The sequence below is a fragment of the Tolypothrix sp. PCC 7712 genome, assembly GCF_025860405.1.
GTDB lineage: Bacteria > Cyanobacteriota > Cyanobacteriia > Cyanobacteriales > Nostocaceae > Aulosira > Aulosira diplosiphon.
The window spans coordinates 1,049,715-1,065,894 of the sequence record NZ_CP063785.1; the positions used below are offsets into that span (position 1 = coordinate 1,049,715).

17 protein-coding genes are annotated in these 16,180 nt (G+C 39.3%); 8 read left to right on the plus strand and 9 right to left on the minus strand.

Translation table 11 applies throughout. The features are described 5' to 3' along the window. Positions 1–261: 261 nt before the first annotated feature. Both HGR01_RS04070 and HGR01_RS04075 read left to right on the plus strand, forming a co-directional pair. Positions 262–1,989 (plus strand): succinate dehydrogenase/fumarate reductase flavoprotein subunit, encoded by a 1,728-nt coding sequence (locus HGR01_RS04070; protein WP_045872668.1) that lies wholly within the window; start codon positions 262–264, stop codon positions 1,987–1,989. 655 nt (positions 1,990–2,644) lie between these two features. Then, the gene (locus tag HGR01_RS04075; protein ID WP_081584092.1) at positions 2,645–3,340 is read left to right on the plus strand and encodes an HpsJ family protein; all 696 of its coding nucleotides are present in this window, start codon (positions 2,645–2,647) and stop codon (positions 3,338–3,340) included. A 27-nt stretch (positions 3,341–3,367) separates the two neighbouring features. Here HGR01_RS04075 and HGR01_RS04080 read toward each other — a convergent pair whose 3' ends face one another. Beyond that, positions 3,368–3,769 (minus strand): VOC family protein, encoded by a 402-nt coding sequence (locus tag HGR01_RS04080; protein WP_045872667.1) that lies wholly within the window; start codon positions 3,767–3,769, stop codon positions 3,368–3,370. Positions 3,770–4,187: 418 nt separating this feature from the next. Here HGR01_RS04080 and HGR01_RS04085 point away from each other — a divergent pair, with 418 nt between their 5' ends. From HGR01_RS04085 to bchE, 3 genes are all read left to right on the plus strand, one after another. Continuing rightward, on the plus strand, positions 4,188–4,940 hold the full coding sequence (locus tag HGR01_RS04085; protein ID WP_045872666.1) for a heme oxygenase (biliverdin-producing): 753 nt from the start codon (positions 4,188–4,190) through the stop codon (positions 4,938–4,940). 349 nt (positions 4,941–5,289) lie between these two features. Then, the gene (hemN, locus tag HGR01_RS04090) at positions 5,290–6,687 is read left to right on the plus strand and encodes an oxygen-independent coproporphyrinogen III oxidase (RefSeq protein ID WP_096622011.1); all 1,398 of its coding nucleotides are present in this window, start codon (positions 5,290–5,292) and stop codon (positions 6,685–6,687) included. Positions 6,688–6,785: 98 nt separating this feature from the next. Then, positions 6,786–8,432: a magnesium-protoporphyrin IX monomethyl ester anaerobic oxidative cyclase gene (bchE, locus tag HGR01_RS04095; protein WP_045872665.1), complete on the plus strand. Its 1,647-nt coding sequence runs from the start codon at positions 6,786–6,788 to the stop codon at positions 8,430–8,432. 292 nt (positions 8,433–8,724) lie between these two features. Here the strand turns inward: bchE and HGR01_RS04100 are convergent, their stop codons facing one another. Further along, positions 8,725–8,985, minus strand: a complete 261-nt coding sequence (locus tag HGR01_RS04100) for a hypothetical protein (protein WP_045872664.1) — start codon at positions 8,983–8,985, stop codon at positions 8,725–8,727. A 193-nt stretch (positions 8,986–9,178) separates the two neighbouring features. Then, on the minus strand, positions 9,179–9,307 hold the full coding sequence (locus tag HGR01_RS04105; RefSeq protein ID WP_255325293.1) for a hypothetical protein: 129 nt from the start codon (positions 9,305–9,307) through the stop codon (positions 9,179–9,181). A 174-nt stretch (positions 9,308–9,481) separates the two neighbouring features. On the opposite strand from HGR01_RS04105, the gene HGR01_RS04110 reads away from it, so the two are divergent. Beyond that, entirely contained in the window at positions 9,482–9,835 is a 354-nt protein-coding gene (locus tag HGR01_RS04110; protein ID WP_045872663.1) for a hypothetical protein, read from the plus strand. A 483-nt stretch (positions 9,836–10,318) separates the two neighbouring features. On the opposite strand, the gene HGR01_RS04115 is transcribed toward HGR01_RS04110, so the two are convergent. Continuing rightward, complete coding sequence (locus HGR01_RS04115) at positions 10,319–10,555, minus strand: DUF4327 family protein (RefSeq protein WP_045872662.1); 237 nt, start codon at positions 10,553–10,555, stop codon at positions 10,319–10,321. On the opposite strand from HGR01_RS04115, the gene HGR01_RS04120 reads away from it, so the two are divergent. Beyond that, a complete protein-coding gene (locus HGR01_RS04120) occupies positions 10,554–10,712 on the plus strand; it encodes a hypothetical protein (protein WP_168161014.1) in 159 nt (52 codons plus the stop codon). The genes HGR01_RS04115 and HGR01_RS04120 overlap by 2 nt on opposite strands. A gap of 639 nt (positions 10,713–11,351) precedes the next feature. Here HGR01_RS04120 and rbfA read toward each other — a convergent pair. Together rbfA and HGR01_RS04130 are read right to left on the minus strand one after the other, a co-directional pair. Further along, positions 11,352–11,774 carry a 30S ribosome-binding factor RbfA gene (rbfA, locus tag HGR01_RS04125; RefSeq protein WP_045872661.1) on the minus strand — a complete coding sequence of 141 codons (423 nt, stop codon included), beginning with the start codon at positions 11,772–11,774 and terminating at the stop codon, positions 11,352–11,354. 130 nt (positions 11,775–11,904) lie between these two features. After that, on the minus strand, positions 11,905–12,111 hold the full coding sequence (locus HGR01_RS04130; RefSeq protein WP_045872660.1) for a DUF751 family protein: 207 nt from the start codon (positions 12,109–12,111) through the stop codon (positions 11,905–11,907). Between the two features lie 152 nt (positions 12,112–12,263). On the opposite strand from HGR01_RS04130, the gene HGR01_RS04135 reads away from it, so the two are divergent. Next, positions 12,264–13,097, plus strand: a complete 834-nt coding sequence (locus HGR01_RS04135; protein ID WP_045872659.1) for a DNA adenine methylase — start codon at positions 12,264–12,266, stop codon at positions 13,095–13,097. 73 nt (positions 13,098–13,170) lie between these two features. On the opposite strand, the gene HGR01_RS04140 is transcribed toward HGR01_RS04135, so the two are convergent. The 3 genes from HGR01_RS04140 to HGR01_RS04150 all read right to left on the minus strand — a co-directional run bounded on the left by HGR01_RS04140 (position 13,171) and on the right by HGR01_RS04150 (position 16,159). After that, positions 13,171–13,647 (minus strand): PD-(D/E)XK nuclease superfamily protein, encoded by a 477-nt coding sequence (locus tag HGR01_RS04140; RefSeq protein ID WP_045872658.1) that lies wholly within the window; start codon positions 13,645–13,647, stop codon positions 13,171–13,173. A gap of 399 nt (positions 13,648–14,046) precedes the next feature. Next, positions 14,047–15,501: a GTP-binding protein gene (locus HGR01_RS04145; protein WP_045872657.1), complete on the minus strand. Its 1,455-nt coding sequence runs from the start codon at positions 15,499–15,501 to the stop codon at positions 14,047–14,049. 55 nt (positions 15,502–15,556) lie between these two features. Then, a complete protein-coding gene (locus HGR01_RS04150) occupies positions 15,557–16,159 on the minus strand; it encodes a hypothetical protein (protein ID WP_045872656.1) in 603 nt (200 codons plus the stop codon). Between the last annotated feature and the right edge of the window lie 21 nt (positions 16,160–16,180).

Below are 16,180 nucleotides of genomic sequence, written 5' to 3' on the forward strand. Positions count from 1 at the left end.
ACCAATTCTTGATTTTATTTTTTATCCTTTTTTTGACAAAAAGCTCAAATGAGTATTCAAAATCGCTATTATATCCCTGTCACTAGACAGGGAATTTTTTTGTAGAGGCGCGATGTCTGCGTAGCAGCTGATGCGTTCAAGTTGCACATTCTCTTGTCAATGCAAATGACTAATGACAAAGGACGACCTTTGACAACCTTTGCTAAAAAAATATGACGCTTACGTAATTTCTATTAAAATCGGGGCTAATCAAGATTAATTATGCTGGAACATGATGTAATTATTGTTGGGGGTGGCTTGGCTGGATGCCGTGCGGCGGTGGAAATTGCCCGCATTAACCCTAGTTTAAATATTGCTGTAGTTGCTAAAACTCACCCAATTCGTTCGCACTCAGTGGCGGCGCAAGGTGGGATGGCTGCGTCGCTGAAAAATGTTGATACCGAAGATAGTTGGGAAGCCCACGCCTTTGATACTGTTAAAGGTTCGGATTACTTAGCAGACCAAGATGCGGTAGCAATTCTTACTCAAGAAGCCCCAAATGTGGTGATTGACTTGGAACACATGGGCGTTTTATTCTCGCGCTTACCGGATGGAAGGATTGCTCAACGGGCTTTTGGTGGACATGCTCACAACCGGACTTGCTATGCTGCAGATAAAACTGGTCACGCCATTTTGCATGAATTGGTAAATAATTTGCGCCGCTACGGTGTGCAAGTTTACCAAGAATGGTACGTAATGAAACTGATTTTAGAAGAGGGACAAGCTAAGGGCGTAGTGATGTACCGCCTGTTAGATGGGCATATAGAAGTACTCAGAGCTAAAGCCGTGATGTTTGCCACCGGGGGATATGGTCGCGTTTATAACACTACATCCAATGATTACGCCTCCACCGGTGACGGTTTAGCAATGACAGCGATCGCAGGTTTACCTCTAGAAGATATGGAATTTGTGCAATTCCATCCCACAGGCTTATATCCGGTTGGGGTACTGATTTCCGAAGCAGTTAGAGGCGAAGGCGCATATCTAATTAACTCCGAAGGCGATCGCTTTATGGCGAACTATGCACCTAGTCGTATGGAACTGGCTCCTCGTGATATCACCTCACGAGCGATCGCCTACGAAATACGGGCTGGGCGTGGTATCCATGCTGATGGAAGCGCTGGGGGGCCATTTGTTTATCTGGATTTGCGCCACATGGGTAGAGAAAAAATCATGAGTCGCGTTCCCTTTTGTTGGGAAGAAGCCCATCGATTAGTTGGTGTTGATGCTGTGACTCAGCCCATGCCTGTACGTCCTACCATTCATTATTGTATGGGTGGTATCCCTGTGAACGTTGATGGTAGAGTCCGCAGTAGCGGTGATAATTTTGTTGATGGCTTCTTTGCGGCTGGTGAAACGGCTTGTGTTTCCGTTCATGGTGCAAATCGCCTGGGAAGTAATTCCCTTTTAGAATGCGTAGTTTATGGTAAACGAACCGGAGCTGCGATCGCTAACTTTGTGCAAAATCGCAAATTACCAATAGTAGATGAGCAACGTTACATCAAGGAAGCGCAGCAAGAAATTCAAGCTTTACTAGAACAGCCAGGAAAATACCGTATTAACGAAGTGCGCCAAGCTTTTCAAGATACCATGACTCAGTACTGTGGCGTTTTCCGTACTGAAGAATTAATGAGTCAAGGTTTAGAAAAATTAGCAGAATTAGAACAACAATATCCACAGGTATATTTAGACGATAAAGGCAAATCTTGGAATACAGAAATTGTAGAAGCCCTAGAATTACGCAGTTTAATGGTAGTAGGGCACACAATTCTGGCATCAGCATTAAATCGTCAAGAAAGTCGCGGCGCACATTTCCGTGAAGATTATGCCAATAGAGATGATCAGAGATTCCTCAAACATACAATGGCTTACTATTCACCAGCAGGGATTGATATTCAATATCGCCCAGTTGCAATTACCATGTTTCAGCCACAGGAAAGAAGATATTAATTAGGGTAATTGGAATTACAACTATTTTCAGATCTAAGGGCACGGCAGTGCTGTGTCCTTACCTACGTACCTCATTGATCTGAAATACGTTGTATGGCTGTCAACAGCCAAGTATTTTCATTTTTTGATTCACGCTTGTCTAAATAGCGATAAATTTCCGTGTAATCACTGATAGACATTTGTCATTATGGCTCTTTAAATAAGACTAAAGAAAATCTCTGAAAAATCTCTTTACGAGTTTTTACTAGAATTAACAAATTCTAGGGTTAAGAGCTATTTTCAACTTGCTCTTACAAGAAAATGAAAACGCATATCTAAGTCAACAGTTTCTACTTCTTGTAATAGTAAAAAAATGGGTGTTACTACTATTTGGTATAGTTGTTAGTTTGTTTGGCTGTTGTAGAATTCCCATCAGATGTACAAGCTTAACAGTTTCGGTTTTACTATACCAATTTTCATACAACTTTGAGTTTTTAGCATCAAGAAAATCTTAGAGGCTGTTGGAAAAGCGGTTCGCCGTGATTTAGGCACAAATTGCTTCTGCTTTTATTTAAAGAAAGCTACAGTGTAGTGCTACTCACAAGCAGGCTTTTACAACATCCTGCAATAGGATTTTCTTATATCTGATTTCTACAAAATCTCTAAGTCTTGAAAAATGCAAGAATTTAACATTCCCCAATCGCTAGAAATAGAAGTATCACAACTGCGTAAAACTATTAATTCTCTGCTATGGATAACTAAACTTTTTCGTACAGTCGGCTATAGCATTTTAGTTTTAGTATTTATTGACTTAATTGATATATTTGTACCCTTAAATTTTAAGAATCCCGTGTGGGAATTTCAGATGATAGGAGCGCTAGTAGACCTGGTAGCTATAACCTTAATTGGGCTAGCTTTAGTATTCTCCGGTAAGTTAGAGAAACGTCTAAAATGGGAATTTCCGTTTTTACTGTGGTTATCAAGGTTATGTCTATTAGTAGGATTATTATATTTATTACTCATCCCTTTAGGAATTAATAACACTATCAGTCTTTATAACGTAAATATCCAGGGATTAAATCAAGATTATAGTCAACAGGAGCTACTCAATAGCAACTGGAAACAGCAGAGCGACCTAGCTTCAGCCGCAGAATTTAATAATCTTCGTGAACATCAGAGTATGCGAGAAGTAAAAACTCAAACATTAGTAGATGTGAATCAAAGCCAGAATCATCCAGATAAAAAATTACCAGCTACAAATTTATCTAGAAATTTCAAGTTGTTGAAAAGCTCGGTAAAATTTAATTTAGGAGCTTTGCTTGCTGCGGCTTTATTTATTACTATCTGGAAGGAAACATCCTGGGCTAGATAATGGTCTTAATGCTGATAGGCTGCTTACTTACACAGAAGTAATTTTAAGTGATTCAAATCGTTGAATTTCAATTAAATAACCATTTGGATCGCGCAGAAAACAATGATAAATTTTGTACTTCTCATTGAATGTAGGCGGTTTTTCAAATTCTACACCTTGTTGTTGTAGATACTCATACCACTCATCTACTTGCTGTGTCACTAAAGTAAAAATTACACTTGATTGTTTTTCGGTAATTTTTGTACTGAAAATTTCACTTGCTTGACACAATCCCAAGTATCCAGAACCAGTAACAGTATAAATTCTACAAGTTCCTTGATCGAGCCAGAGATGCAACCCCAGCTTGTCTTCATAGAAGCTGGCTGAGGCTGCGAGATTCTGGGTATATAAAAAGGTAATTTGCTGATCAATTGGCGGGCGATCGCACATAAAATTGAGTTATGAGAGCAAACAGATCTAAGAAAACCCTTTTGAAGTGGTACAGATTTGAGCTATGCTAGACTCAGTCTAACTTTTCTTCCTCAAGTCAAACTTAATTAAGCCAAACTCTACAGAGCAATTTTGTGTCCGGGAATCTTGCAAAATAATTGTGTTAGCGCTCTGAAAGATTTTGGTTTACATACAACAGTTCTCAGTTAGCATTTCTCCTCAAGGCTAACTTTTTGGGTGCTGCGTTCTGAGTAAAAATACTAGTATCTCTTACCCAGTGCCCAATCACCAGTCCCCAATCTCAATTATTCGCGTAGTCCTTTTGCTAACCTCAAGTTAATTTTTGAAAAGTTTAGTTCATCTAGGTATCTATATAGCCATAAAGTTATATAGAAATCCAAAACTGAAGGAATCAAGTATGAGTAGCGATCTAGCAAGCAAGTTGCGGGAAGGAACAAAACAATCCCATACAATGGCGGAAAATACAGCCTTCATGAAGTGTTTTCTTAAAGGGATTGTCGAAAGAGAGCCTTTCCGCAAACTCATAGCTAACTTGTATTTAGTTTATAGCGCTTTAGAAGCACAACTTCAGCGTTATAGTACTCATCCTGTAGTGAGTCTGATTTATTTTCCCATATTGAACCGTACAGCTAATTTGGAAAAGGATTTGGCTTTTTACTACGGTGAGAACTGGCGGGAGCAAATTGCAGCCCTGGAAGCAGGTAAAACTTATGTAGCACGCATCAATGAAATTGCTGAAACTGAACCTGCATTACTAGTAGCTCATGCCTATGTGCGCTATATGGGAGACTTATCTGGGGGTCAAAGTTTAAAGAAAATTATCCGTTCAGCTCTAGACTTACCACCAGATCAAGGTACTGGATTGCATGAATTTGAGCAATTACCATCGGTTGAAGCCATTAGAGCATTTAAAGGTCAATATCGTGATGCTTTAAATGCATTACCAGTAGATGATGCTTTAGCTGAAAAAATTGTCGCAGAAGCAAATTATGCTTTTGCACTCAATCGCGATGTTGTCCATGAGTTAGAAGATGATGTGAGAATTGCAATTGGCGATCATGTTTTTGACTTGATTACACGCCAAGATAAACCCGGTAGCACAGAACGTTCACCTGGTAGTACTTCAGTAGAACTTGTGGCTGCTGACTAAGCATTACACATCAACAGTGAAATTTAGGGAAACTCTTGATTTTTGGCATGTTTAAAGTGTAGGTATCTTTGCTCTCCAAATTAGATACCTGCACTGAGAAAAGATTAAGAGGAATTAATACCAATTCGTAATTCGTAATACCCTACGGGAAGCGCAAAGCGCTACGTAATTCGTAATTACTGAATCCCAAAATAATCTAGTAAAAATTACGGCATCAATTTGCGGTACTAGGTTTTTGGGTTTGAGTCTTTTGCCGATTTTAGAGGATTGGTATTACTCAGCAGGGGTAATTATTAGATTCCTATTTAACCGCTAACACAGGATTAAAACATTCAAGGTTACTAGCATCATGAAACTTGCAACGCAAACAGTCCAATTCAACTCGGAGTTACTCAGAAAGTACGACCAAGCTTTGCCTCGATATACCAGTTATCCGCCAGCAACGGAATTACAAGAAAATTTTGGCGAGTTGGATTTGCGATCGGGTATTGCGGTTGGCAATTATAAGAATACTCCTCTGTCTCTCTACTTCCATATTCCCTTTTGTGAAACTGCTTGCTATTTTTGCGGTTGTAACACCATCATTACCCAAAAAAAAGAAATAGTAGAGCCATATTTAAATTATGTGGTGCGTAACCTCGAACAGTTTTCTGGCGTAATTTCCTCAAAACGTAAAGTGCATCAATTACATTTTGGAGGCGGAACACCAAATTATTTAACGATGCAGCAGATGGATTTTTTATGGAACAAAATCAATCGCCAATTTAGATTGGACGAGCAAGCAGAATTTTCCATAGAAATTAATCCTAGATATGTAGATAAAAACTATATCTTTTTCTTAAAAAATTTAGGCTTTAATCGCATCAGCTTTGGCATTCAAGACTTTAACACACAAGTCCAAGAAGCTATTAACCGTGTCCAACCAGAAAAGATGCTGTTTGATGTTATGGAATGGATTCGGGATGCTGGATTTGAGAGCGTTAACGTTGATTTAATTTATGGCTTACCTTATCAAAGCCTTGCTACCTTTAAAAACACCATTGAAAAAACTCTAAAACTCGATCCAGATAGAGTTGCAGTTTTTAACTTTGCTTATGTACCTTGGATGAAGCCTATACAAAGAAAAATTCCCCAGTCGGAATTACCTCAGGCTTCAGAAAAATTAGAAATTCTGAAGATGACTATTGAAGAACTAACCGGGAATGGTTATTGGTTCATTGGTATGGATCACTTTGCTAAACCCAATGATGAACTCACCATTGCTCAACAACAAGGTCAACTGCATAGAAACTTCCAAGGCTATACCACAAAACCAGAATCCGATTTATTTGGCTTTGGCATTACTTCAATTAGTATGCTGCATGATGTTTACGTGCAAAATATTAAGCAGCTAAAAAGTTACTATCAAGCAATTGATACAGGCTTAATGCCAATTGAGAAAGGAGTCAGTCTCAACCGAGATGATATTCTCCGCCGAACTGTAATTATGGAACTTATGTGTCAGTTCCAATTGTCAATTAATGACGTTGAAGAAAAATATCATATAGCTTTTGATACGGATTTTAATGAATATTTTGCTAGAGAATTATCTGAGTTGCGATTGCTAGAAGCTGATGGACTGATTCGGATGATACCTAATGGGATTGAGGTAACACCGAGCGGTAGATTACTTATCCGCAACATTGCCTCAGTCTTCGATGCTCATACCAAAAAGCGAAAAAATGCAGCTTTTTCTAAAGCAATTTAATTTGAAGGATGAAGTATGAAAAATGAAGTAAATAAATTCATCTTTCATACTTTACACTTCATCCTTTCTCACCCTCTTCAAGCAGCAGGAAGAAAACTATGCGTATCATGATGATTCAGCCCAACTATCATTCTGGTGGTGCGGAAATTGCTGGTAATTGGCCACCGAGTTGGGTTCCCTATGTTGGTGGAGCATTAAAACAAGCTGGCTTTACCGATATCCGCTTTGTTGATGCGATGACAGACTACATTCCTGATGATGTTTTAGCAGAAATTATCGCTAAATATCAACCGGATGTGGTGTTAGCAACGGCAATTACGCCGATGATTTACCAATCGCAAATCACCCTAAAAATTGTTAAAGAAGTTTGCCCTAATGCAAAAACAATTATGGGCGGGGTTCACCCTACCTATATGTATACTGAAGTTCTCGGTGAAGCACCTTGGGTAGATTATATTATCCGTGGTGAAGGTGAAGAGATTACAGTTAATTTACTGCGCGCGATCGCCAATGGTACAGATGTGAGCGATCGCCGTAATATTTTAGGTATAGCTTTTTTAGAAGATGGTCAAGTAGTTGCGACACCAGCGCATCCGCCAATTGCTGATTTAGATACTCTGACTCCCGATTGGGATCTTTTAGATTGGGAGAAATATATTTACACTCCTCTCAACGTGCGGGTAGCTGTACCCAACTATGCGAGAGGATGTCCATTTACCTGTCGTTTTTGCTCCCAGTGGAAATTCTGGCGCAAATACCGTTCCGGTTCTGCCAAGCGCTTTGTTGATGAAATTGAAATCTTGGTGAAAAAGCACAAGGTAGGCTTTTTCATTCTGGCGGACGAAGAACCGACAATCAACAAACCCAAATTTATTGCGCTATGTAACGAATTAATCGAGCGTAATTTGGGCGTGTATTGGGGAATTAATACCCGAGTCACAGATATTTTACGCGACGAAAATGAATTACCTTTATATCGCAAAGCTGGACTAGTTCACGTTTCTTTAGGAACAGAAGCAGCAGCACAGTTAAAGTTGAATTTGTTCCGCAAAGAAACGACAATTGAACAAAATAAGCGGGCAATCCAACTGTTAAAACAAAATGGTATGGTTGCCGAAGCGCAATTCATTATGGGTTTAGAGAACGAAACCCCAGAGACAATCGAACAAACCTATCACATGGCGCTGGATTGGAAACCAGACATGGTGAACTGGAATATGTTTACCCCTTGGCCATTTTCCGAATTATTCCAAGAATTAGGCGATCGCGTCGAAGTGCGAGATTATTCGCAATACAACTTTGTTACGCCCATCATGAAGCCAAACGCAATGGAACGCGAAGAGGTTCTCAAAGGCGTGTTGCGGAACTATGCTCGGTTCTATATGCGTAAAACGATAGAGTATTGGTTTGTGAAAGATCCCTTTAAGCGGAAATATCTCTTAGGCTGCTTAAAGGCTTTTGCTCAAACTACTCTCAACAAACGCTTCTACAACCTGAAGCGGGTGAAATATAAAGGACTACATACAGAAATCGAATTAGGTTTTGATGAGTCCAAAATTCTCACTCCTGAACAAATTGCTGAACGTAAGCAACAACATCCCGAATTAAAAGCAGATGTCGATTTCACCGGCAATATTTCCGCTTGTGGCGCACCTAACGACATTGAGGTTTCCGCTTGTGGCGCACCTAATGATCTTCCGGAATATCAAGATGAAGAACAAGATGTGCCCAGCATGAAAATTTAAAACCTCTAGGCGATCGCTCAACAGCTATTTAGCTAATCACAACAAGAGCGATCGTCTACTCTTTTGTCCATAGATCAATAAAATATTTATACAGCGTAGTAGAAGCCTGTGTTTAAGTAGAGCAGTGCAATTAAATATAATTGGTCTACCCCTTTGGTTAAGCTAGCTAATTGTAGCGTTTCCGACAAGATAACGCTGTAATTTGCCATTGCTAGGGGTTTCAAGATTATTTATATTTCGTAACATAGTTTGCTGCAATTACCGATTTACTTACACTAAAAATTGCCAGGTTTTATAGTTCTGATAAAACTACATTTGATCCTAAAGGCATAATCGCAGTAGCAAAATGAGTTCTTTGTGTCTCCGAGTTATACCATTCTTTTATCAGTACAAACTCAGTTTCTGGGTCATAAAATAATACAGCCAAGGATATCTGACCTTCCCAGCAATAACGCACATTTCCATCCTTAGAGAAATACACAGCACCTCTACCATGTGCAGAGAAACCATTCACAGCAGCTTTGGTTAGAGTATTCCAAGACACATATTTCATAATACAACCTCCGGGAGTTAGATTTTATTCCTTCCATCCCAGATATACGTGACAAAACACTATCCATCCGTATAAAAACTGATAATTTTTCCACTTTTTTATTGCCCATCAGAGATTGAAGTCATAGCCATTACAGCTTGCATCTCATCCTTGTCTCATAGAATCAATTTTTGGGTGAGGCATTTAGATACAATCAATTGGGTGTTTGGTAATGGGTAATTGGTAATGGGTAATTGGTAATGGGTAATTGGTAATCGGTAATCGGTAATTGGTGTTGGTAATTTCTCCTTGTCCCCTCATCCTCCTCATCCCCAATCCCCATTACCCCTTATCCCCAGAGGGGGCCCCGAGTTCCCCAATCCCCAGTCCCCAATCCCCAATCCCCAATCCCCATTACCCCTTATCCCCAGAGGGGGCCCCGAGTTCCCCAATCCCCAGTCCCCAACCCCTCTTCCTGTACCATGAGTAAATATCAATAACCTTTAATAAACAGCCTATGTCTTCGGCTCCGCTAACATTAAACTTGGTTGAAGGTTCTGTTTCTTTCAGCTTTTCCGCCCAAGCTGCACGGGAATTAAAAGCCGCTTTGGATGAATTAATGGTTCGTCTCAAAAATGTCGCGGCTAAAGCCACTCCAGGGGGCGGTAAAGTCACTCCCCAGCCTCCTGTAGAGTATCGTTACACTGGCGAGGTATTCTTAGAAATTTTTTGTAACCCTAATATTTGGCCTACTCCCTTCGCTGCTAAAGTCTTACTCACAGTCCGCGATGTCAGCATTCGTTTAACAACAGAAGCGGAACTGACTCGTGTGATTGAAGATGTTAATCAGTACTTGGAACAAGTTGGATGAAGAGTGCTGAGTGCTGAGTTAAAAGACTGCACACAAGGGGAGAGGCTAGCACCAAGGGAGTTTTCCCAGGAACAACTTGTGGGGCATTTATCAAGTGCGAGCATTACTGAGTACTATTGTTGCTACTCAAAACTCAGTAATGAGTATGGTCAAAACTCTGTCAGCTAATGTTTATTAATCTCTATCTTCCCTGAAAAATTACCGGAGCAGTTGAATGGGATAACTGCCCCGGTTAGGGAATGTACATACTATATTCAGGGCGACATCGGATGTAAACAAGGATAGATTCCCGATGCGATCGCTACTGGTAAAGTTGTATAAATTAGACTCTAATGCTTCGTCTTAATCAGAAATTAAAGATTCTGGATGGGAAATTTTCATTAAAAACAGAGATGATCCCAAAAATTTTTCACTTGAATTATTTGTTGTCAGGCTCAATATGCAACACCAAGTTCCTATCCAAAATCAGGAATTAATGTTTGATTAGTCGTTGTCCCATTCTTCACGACCAATCAAATCGCCAATGCGATCGCGTAACAAAAAGTCACATTTTTCTAATTCACATTCAACGCAAACCCACTCTCTCGCAGGGATGTATTGACAGAGTGTATATATTGGCTGTTGTCGGCTGACCATTCCCTTTTGCACCAGTCGGCGTGCTTCATCTTGAATTACATCTAAAGAGTAGTAACTGATAGAGGGCACCGTATTCACACTCATGATTTTTACTCACAAATTACACGTAGATAGTGTTCCCGATATTTACTTGGAACAAACATTACAAGGATTAGGCTTGTGGCTAAGGTTTTGTAGTTTGCTATACGGAACTAATTCCATTTTGACGCTACATACCCTCAAATTATCTAAAGAAATGTAAATAAAGTCAACATTTTCTGACATTTATGTTGAATGGGCTTCATATAAGAATATCAGGGTAGTCAACATCACCTGTTCAAGAAATTTTAGGTTTGCTATTTAAAAGGGTTTAAAGGCTTGCTGTTAAAGGTTTAAAGCTTAATTGGTTCATTAGGAATAGTACAGAAGAAGGACTTCTGCACCATAAAACCTGATCTAGCTTTGCGGCTATTTGTATATAAATAATAGCTAGGAATCTCTAGCAGCAGAGATTAAGGTATAAAGTGTTGCCTAATACAAGCGTATACCCTACACCAGAAAAGCTTGCAGCATCTCATCTGTTAATGATTTCTTAAAGAATTTCGCATTTACTGTGTTAACTGGGACACAAAATATAACAATAAAATTTGTCATTTAGTTTTCATGTTTGGTGTTGGTTATTTTTCCCCTAGCTTGAAAGTGCTGAGTGCTGAGTTTTGAGTACACATCCATTGAGACTTTCATGCAAAGCTGTTGAAATTTTTTTCATTGGGACTGTTTGCTCATCCTCCATTACCCACTACCCACATTGAAACAGACGTTATGTGGTTACGTCTGTAAACAGTTTGGCGAATTTCTTGGTATGAGATTGTTTGCGAAGTTACTTTGTTGTTTAAATTACTTATTCCGCAAAATCATCATCATAGTCGTCCGAATTGTTGTCATCCTCTCCTGACAATTTTTCGGATGGGCGGTCAGTTTTGAGTTGATTCAATAACGTCAGTACTCTTGTACCGCGTTCTAAAGAACGGTCTTCGATAAATATTACTTCTGGTGTACGACGCAACCTTACCCTAGCACCCAGTTCGCTGCGGACGTAACCTGTTGCTGACTTCAAGCCAGCCATTGTTTCTGCTTTAGCTTCTTCTGTGCCATAGATACTGACGTAAATTTTGGCGTGTTGTAAATCGCCAGAGACATCAACATCGGTAACACTTACCATTCCTGTACCCACACGGTCATCCTTAATCCCGTTAAGTAGCATTTGGCTAACTTCCCGTTTGATCAATTCAGCAACGCGGGAAACGCGGCGATTTGTAGCCATAAAAATTACGCCTCCTCACAGAGGTTGAACAACATCAATAAAAATATAAATGCAATTTTGGGAGGACAGTGCTTGACATTGACAATGCTGTGAGCAATTGTCTTTAGGGTAGCCTCCCTAGAACCCTTGTTTAAATTGTACTTAAGCCCAGCATTGCACGCAGGGTAAAAGTAATAAAGGCTAGCCCGCCAATAAAGAAACCTAAAAGAGCAATCAAAGTCACTGGACGTTTTAACAATGGAAACAAAGGCTCAAGCGTGTTCAAAAAAATACCTAAGATGAGCGAAATTAAGTAGCGGGGGTAGCGCAGGACGTTCTCCCAAAATCCATCAAACATTTATTTAGACTGCCTTGCTATCGACTATAAGTTTGTTTTCATCTGCTTGTTTAACCTAATTGTAATCGATAGCGTATGAAAATTAATAAATTCCGATAAAATATGATTCTCAGTTATATTAGTTAGATTTCGTAAATTTAAGTTCTAATGAAATGGTAAGTCAAATTCCCCAAGAAATTTGCCCGCGTCCGTTTTTGAAGTGGGCGGGTGGTAAAAGTCGGTTAATTCAGCAATATATCCCTTATTTACCAAAAAAATATAAGACTTACTATGAGCCATTTATTGGTGGTGGTGCAGTTTTTTTCTACTTAAAACCTCAGACGGCAGTTTTAACTGATATTAACGCAGAATTAATTACTACTTATCGTTGTGTTCGCGACAAAGTTGAGGAATTAATCTGCCTTTTAAAAGAGCATAAAAATCAACATAGTAGAGAATATTACTATACTGTAAGAAGTAATCCTCAAGGTACAGATTTAGAAAAAGCTGCTCGTTTGATTTATCTGAATAAAACTTGTTTTAATGGACTATATAGAGTTAACTCCAAAGGTCAGTTCAATGTACCTATAGGCAGATACAAAAATCCTAATATTTGTGATGAAGGTTTACTGAGAGCCGCCTCAGCAGCCTTGACACACACTGAAATTAAACAAGCAGATTTCGTGGAGGTGTTAAATTACGAGACCAAAAGCGGTGATTTTGTTTTCTGCGATCCGCCTTATTACCCGATAAGTAGTACTAGCTATTTTACAAGTTACAGTCGAAATTCTTTTGATAAAAAAGACCAAGAAAGGTTAAGAGATACTTGTGCTAAATTAGCCGAGCGCGGCGTTAAAGTTATGATTTGTAATTCCGATTGTGATTTTATCAGAAAACTCTATAAAGAAATTAATTTTAATATTTATCCTATAGAGGCAGCGCGTTCTATTAATTCTAATACAAAAAAAAGAGGGATGATTTATGAGGTATTAATGACCTCATATTAATTAAGCCAATTTAGCTTTATAACCAAAAAGTAATTTTATGATTTACTAGTAAATTAATTTAGCGGCTAATTAATTAACAATATTTATTTGCCCAAGCAATAAATCTATCTAAAGTGTAAACTGCTAATAAATTACGATTATATGTAACTTGTTGTCTCAACCAATTAATTGCACCTTCTCTCATCCCTTCACCACCAATAACTACTATAGTTGGTGCAGGATAAGATTCTTTGATATTCAAATTTAAATAAGGAAACTTTTCATCAACAGAACCACCACTTTCTTGCCATTTACACTCAATAATTAATCCTGATGGACTGGTTGACGCGCCTACAACAAAAAAGTCAACCTTTAAAGCAGTTTGATAAATTCCTGCGCCGATATAAACCTGCTTCGCATAACGCTTGGGTAATAAAGTAGCTGTGAGAAGAAACTCTGTGGACACATGATTTCCTACTTGGAAATAATTATGTCCATTCAAAATTGCTTCTACATTTCCTTCTAGAATATTGCCAGATTTATTTGCCCGTGCGCCTTGAGTCATAGCCATACCGAATTAGTCTGCCAAAGTTTCCTAAATTCTAGGATTTCATGGAAGTAGCCACTATTGGTATGTTACTTCATATGTATTTTCAATTTTGATATAGCAATCAGGTTATGAGCAATTTAATCTGACTAGGAAGCACGCTAGGCAGAGCATTTGGTAGTAAATAGCAGGTTAAGCAGTAGCTATCATCAGGGTTTGAACAAAAGATATAGTATTGCTTACCCAACAAAATGCTTGTGTTCGATGAAAGAATCAGTGTTTTAAATTGATCACCGGATTAATCGAGAAAAACTCAATTTTTTAGTACCTTTGTACCAAGATATTTTATTAATTGATGGTAAATGCAATAGAAGCAGCGACAATGATTAATTCCTATTAAAAATGAGGCGTACTTTCAGCAGTCTAATTCCTCAACTTGACTTTTGTGAGTAATTCTTCTTTAATGCGGTTGAGAATTGACGTTTCATCCAAAGTTGCCAAAATTTTACTAATTACTGCTTTTGGCCCATCAGGCCCCCATGTTGCGCCATTTGCTAAATAAGCTTTAGTAACTTGACCAATTCCGTAAGAAGAAACACCCGCTACCCCAGCTTGAGTTACTGCTACTGAAATATAAGGGCCGATAGCAGCACCAGCTGTAGCTGATGCAGAGATCCCCAGCAAAGTTTTTAATCCACTCAAACCTAAATTTGCCAATAGTTCGCTAGCGCCAATACCGCCCATACTCAGAGCAATTTTTTGCAGCAATTGCACAGCACCAGCTTCCGTCATCGGAATACCGTAGAGTTTCGATAAACCGACAATCAGCGAAATATCAATGACAATACTGCTGAGTATATCTACTACAGTAACCGGATTGAGAGCGATCGCTAATGCTTTTGTCATTACGGCTTTCCAAATTAGCGCATTGGCGTTCTGTTCCCGAATCATTAATTTACGCTGTACTAGTTGCTCGTTGACAACATCTGCATACAGCATCGTATTTAAAGCCACTAAAGCTTTACCTTCACGCTGCAAAATCTCTAAGATTTTTAACTTCAATTCGTCAACTTGAGCATTACCTGTACGCAACTGCACACCTCTGCTACCATCAGGGCGACGAACCGCTGTCTTGACTAATGGTGATGCTGCAGCCATAACAATTTCTAGAGGCGAGAGTAACTCTTTGACTCGCTCATCGCGAATTTTATGATAAATTGCCATCCGGTCTGCTTCTGGATATTGGTCTACTTTGTTAAACACCAAAATTATTGGTTTACCAGCTTCTCTTAGCTGCGAAAGGGCCTGGTGTTCTAACTTTGTCATATCCCCAGCAATCACAAACAAAATTAAATCTGCTTGTTTTGCTATCTGTTCAGCTAATACAGCGCGAGTTTCACCATCAATCTCATCTAATCCAGGCGTATCAATTAATTCCACCTGAGATTTACCAACGGCTGGTAAAGTGACTCTTAAAGCGCGTTCAGTTTCTCCGATTGCCTCCTCGTTAATACTCCAATTTACACGTTGTGCATCACGAGTCACGCCATGTAGGGGCCCTGTTTCAAATACACTTTGCCCGACTAAAGCATTGAGTAAAGAAGATTTACCACGCCCCACCATGCCAAAAGCAGCAATCTGCACCACCATGCGTTCCAATTTCCCCAGCATGGTATCTAAATCATTAATTTCCGCCTCTAAGCCCTGTTTTTCTTGGGGAGAGAGGTCAAGATTAGCTACCAAATTTTGTAACGCCGTTTGTGCCCTTTTATAGTTGAGTTCCGTTTGAATATCTTCAAAACTAAAAATGGCACTATCTAGTTCTTCCTCCCAGTTGGGTGAGTCGCTGTGATGAGGTTCGGGCAATATCGAAGTCATGTGAATTTTGAGATGTGAGATTTGGGATTTACCTCAGATCTGATCCTAGTTATTTTTAACCGTCTTTCACCATCCACACGAGAAAACTCAAAATAGTTTCAATCGGCGGTAGGGGATAATCTGTGAAATCAATTGTCACTGTTTGCCCTTCAAGCTTGAGAAATCGCCATTGGGTACCACTGCTGACAGTACCGTAAACTGCTGTCATAGATTGTCCTTTGGCTTCATTGAATTTTTGGGCAGCTACCATTTCTGCAATACATTGTCCCAGTCCGGATTTTAAATCTGATTTTTTCGCTTCAACGATGACAATTGCAGGTGCTTCCACTGTTAATTGTTCTGGAGAACGGCTGATTAAAAAATCACAGACACCGTTCAGCCCAATACTGGGATCAACGTTAAATTCTTCCCCAGAAAAGACGCTAATTGAGGAATTGAGGATGCGGCGTACTTCCAACAATATCGGATTAATAATTACTTCGGAACGGGCTTTTTCTGTATCGACGGCAATAGCCCAAGGTAAATCCTCTAAAATAGCTTGCAGTCTAAGGGAAGGATTTACAGATTCAATCGATTCGGGAAAAAAGCGCACTCCCTCTACAGTGTTCAGGTGAAAATCTTGTTTCACTTTTTCAATGGTAAATTGACTGTAGGGCATAAATACTCATTTTCTCAATTT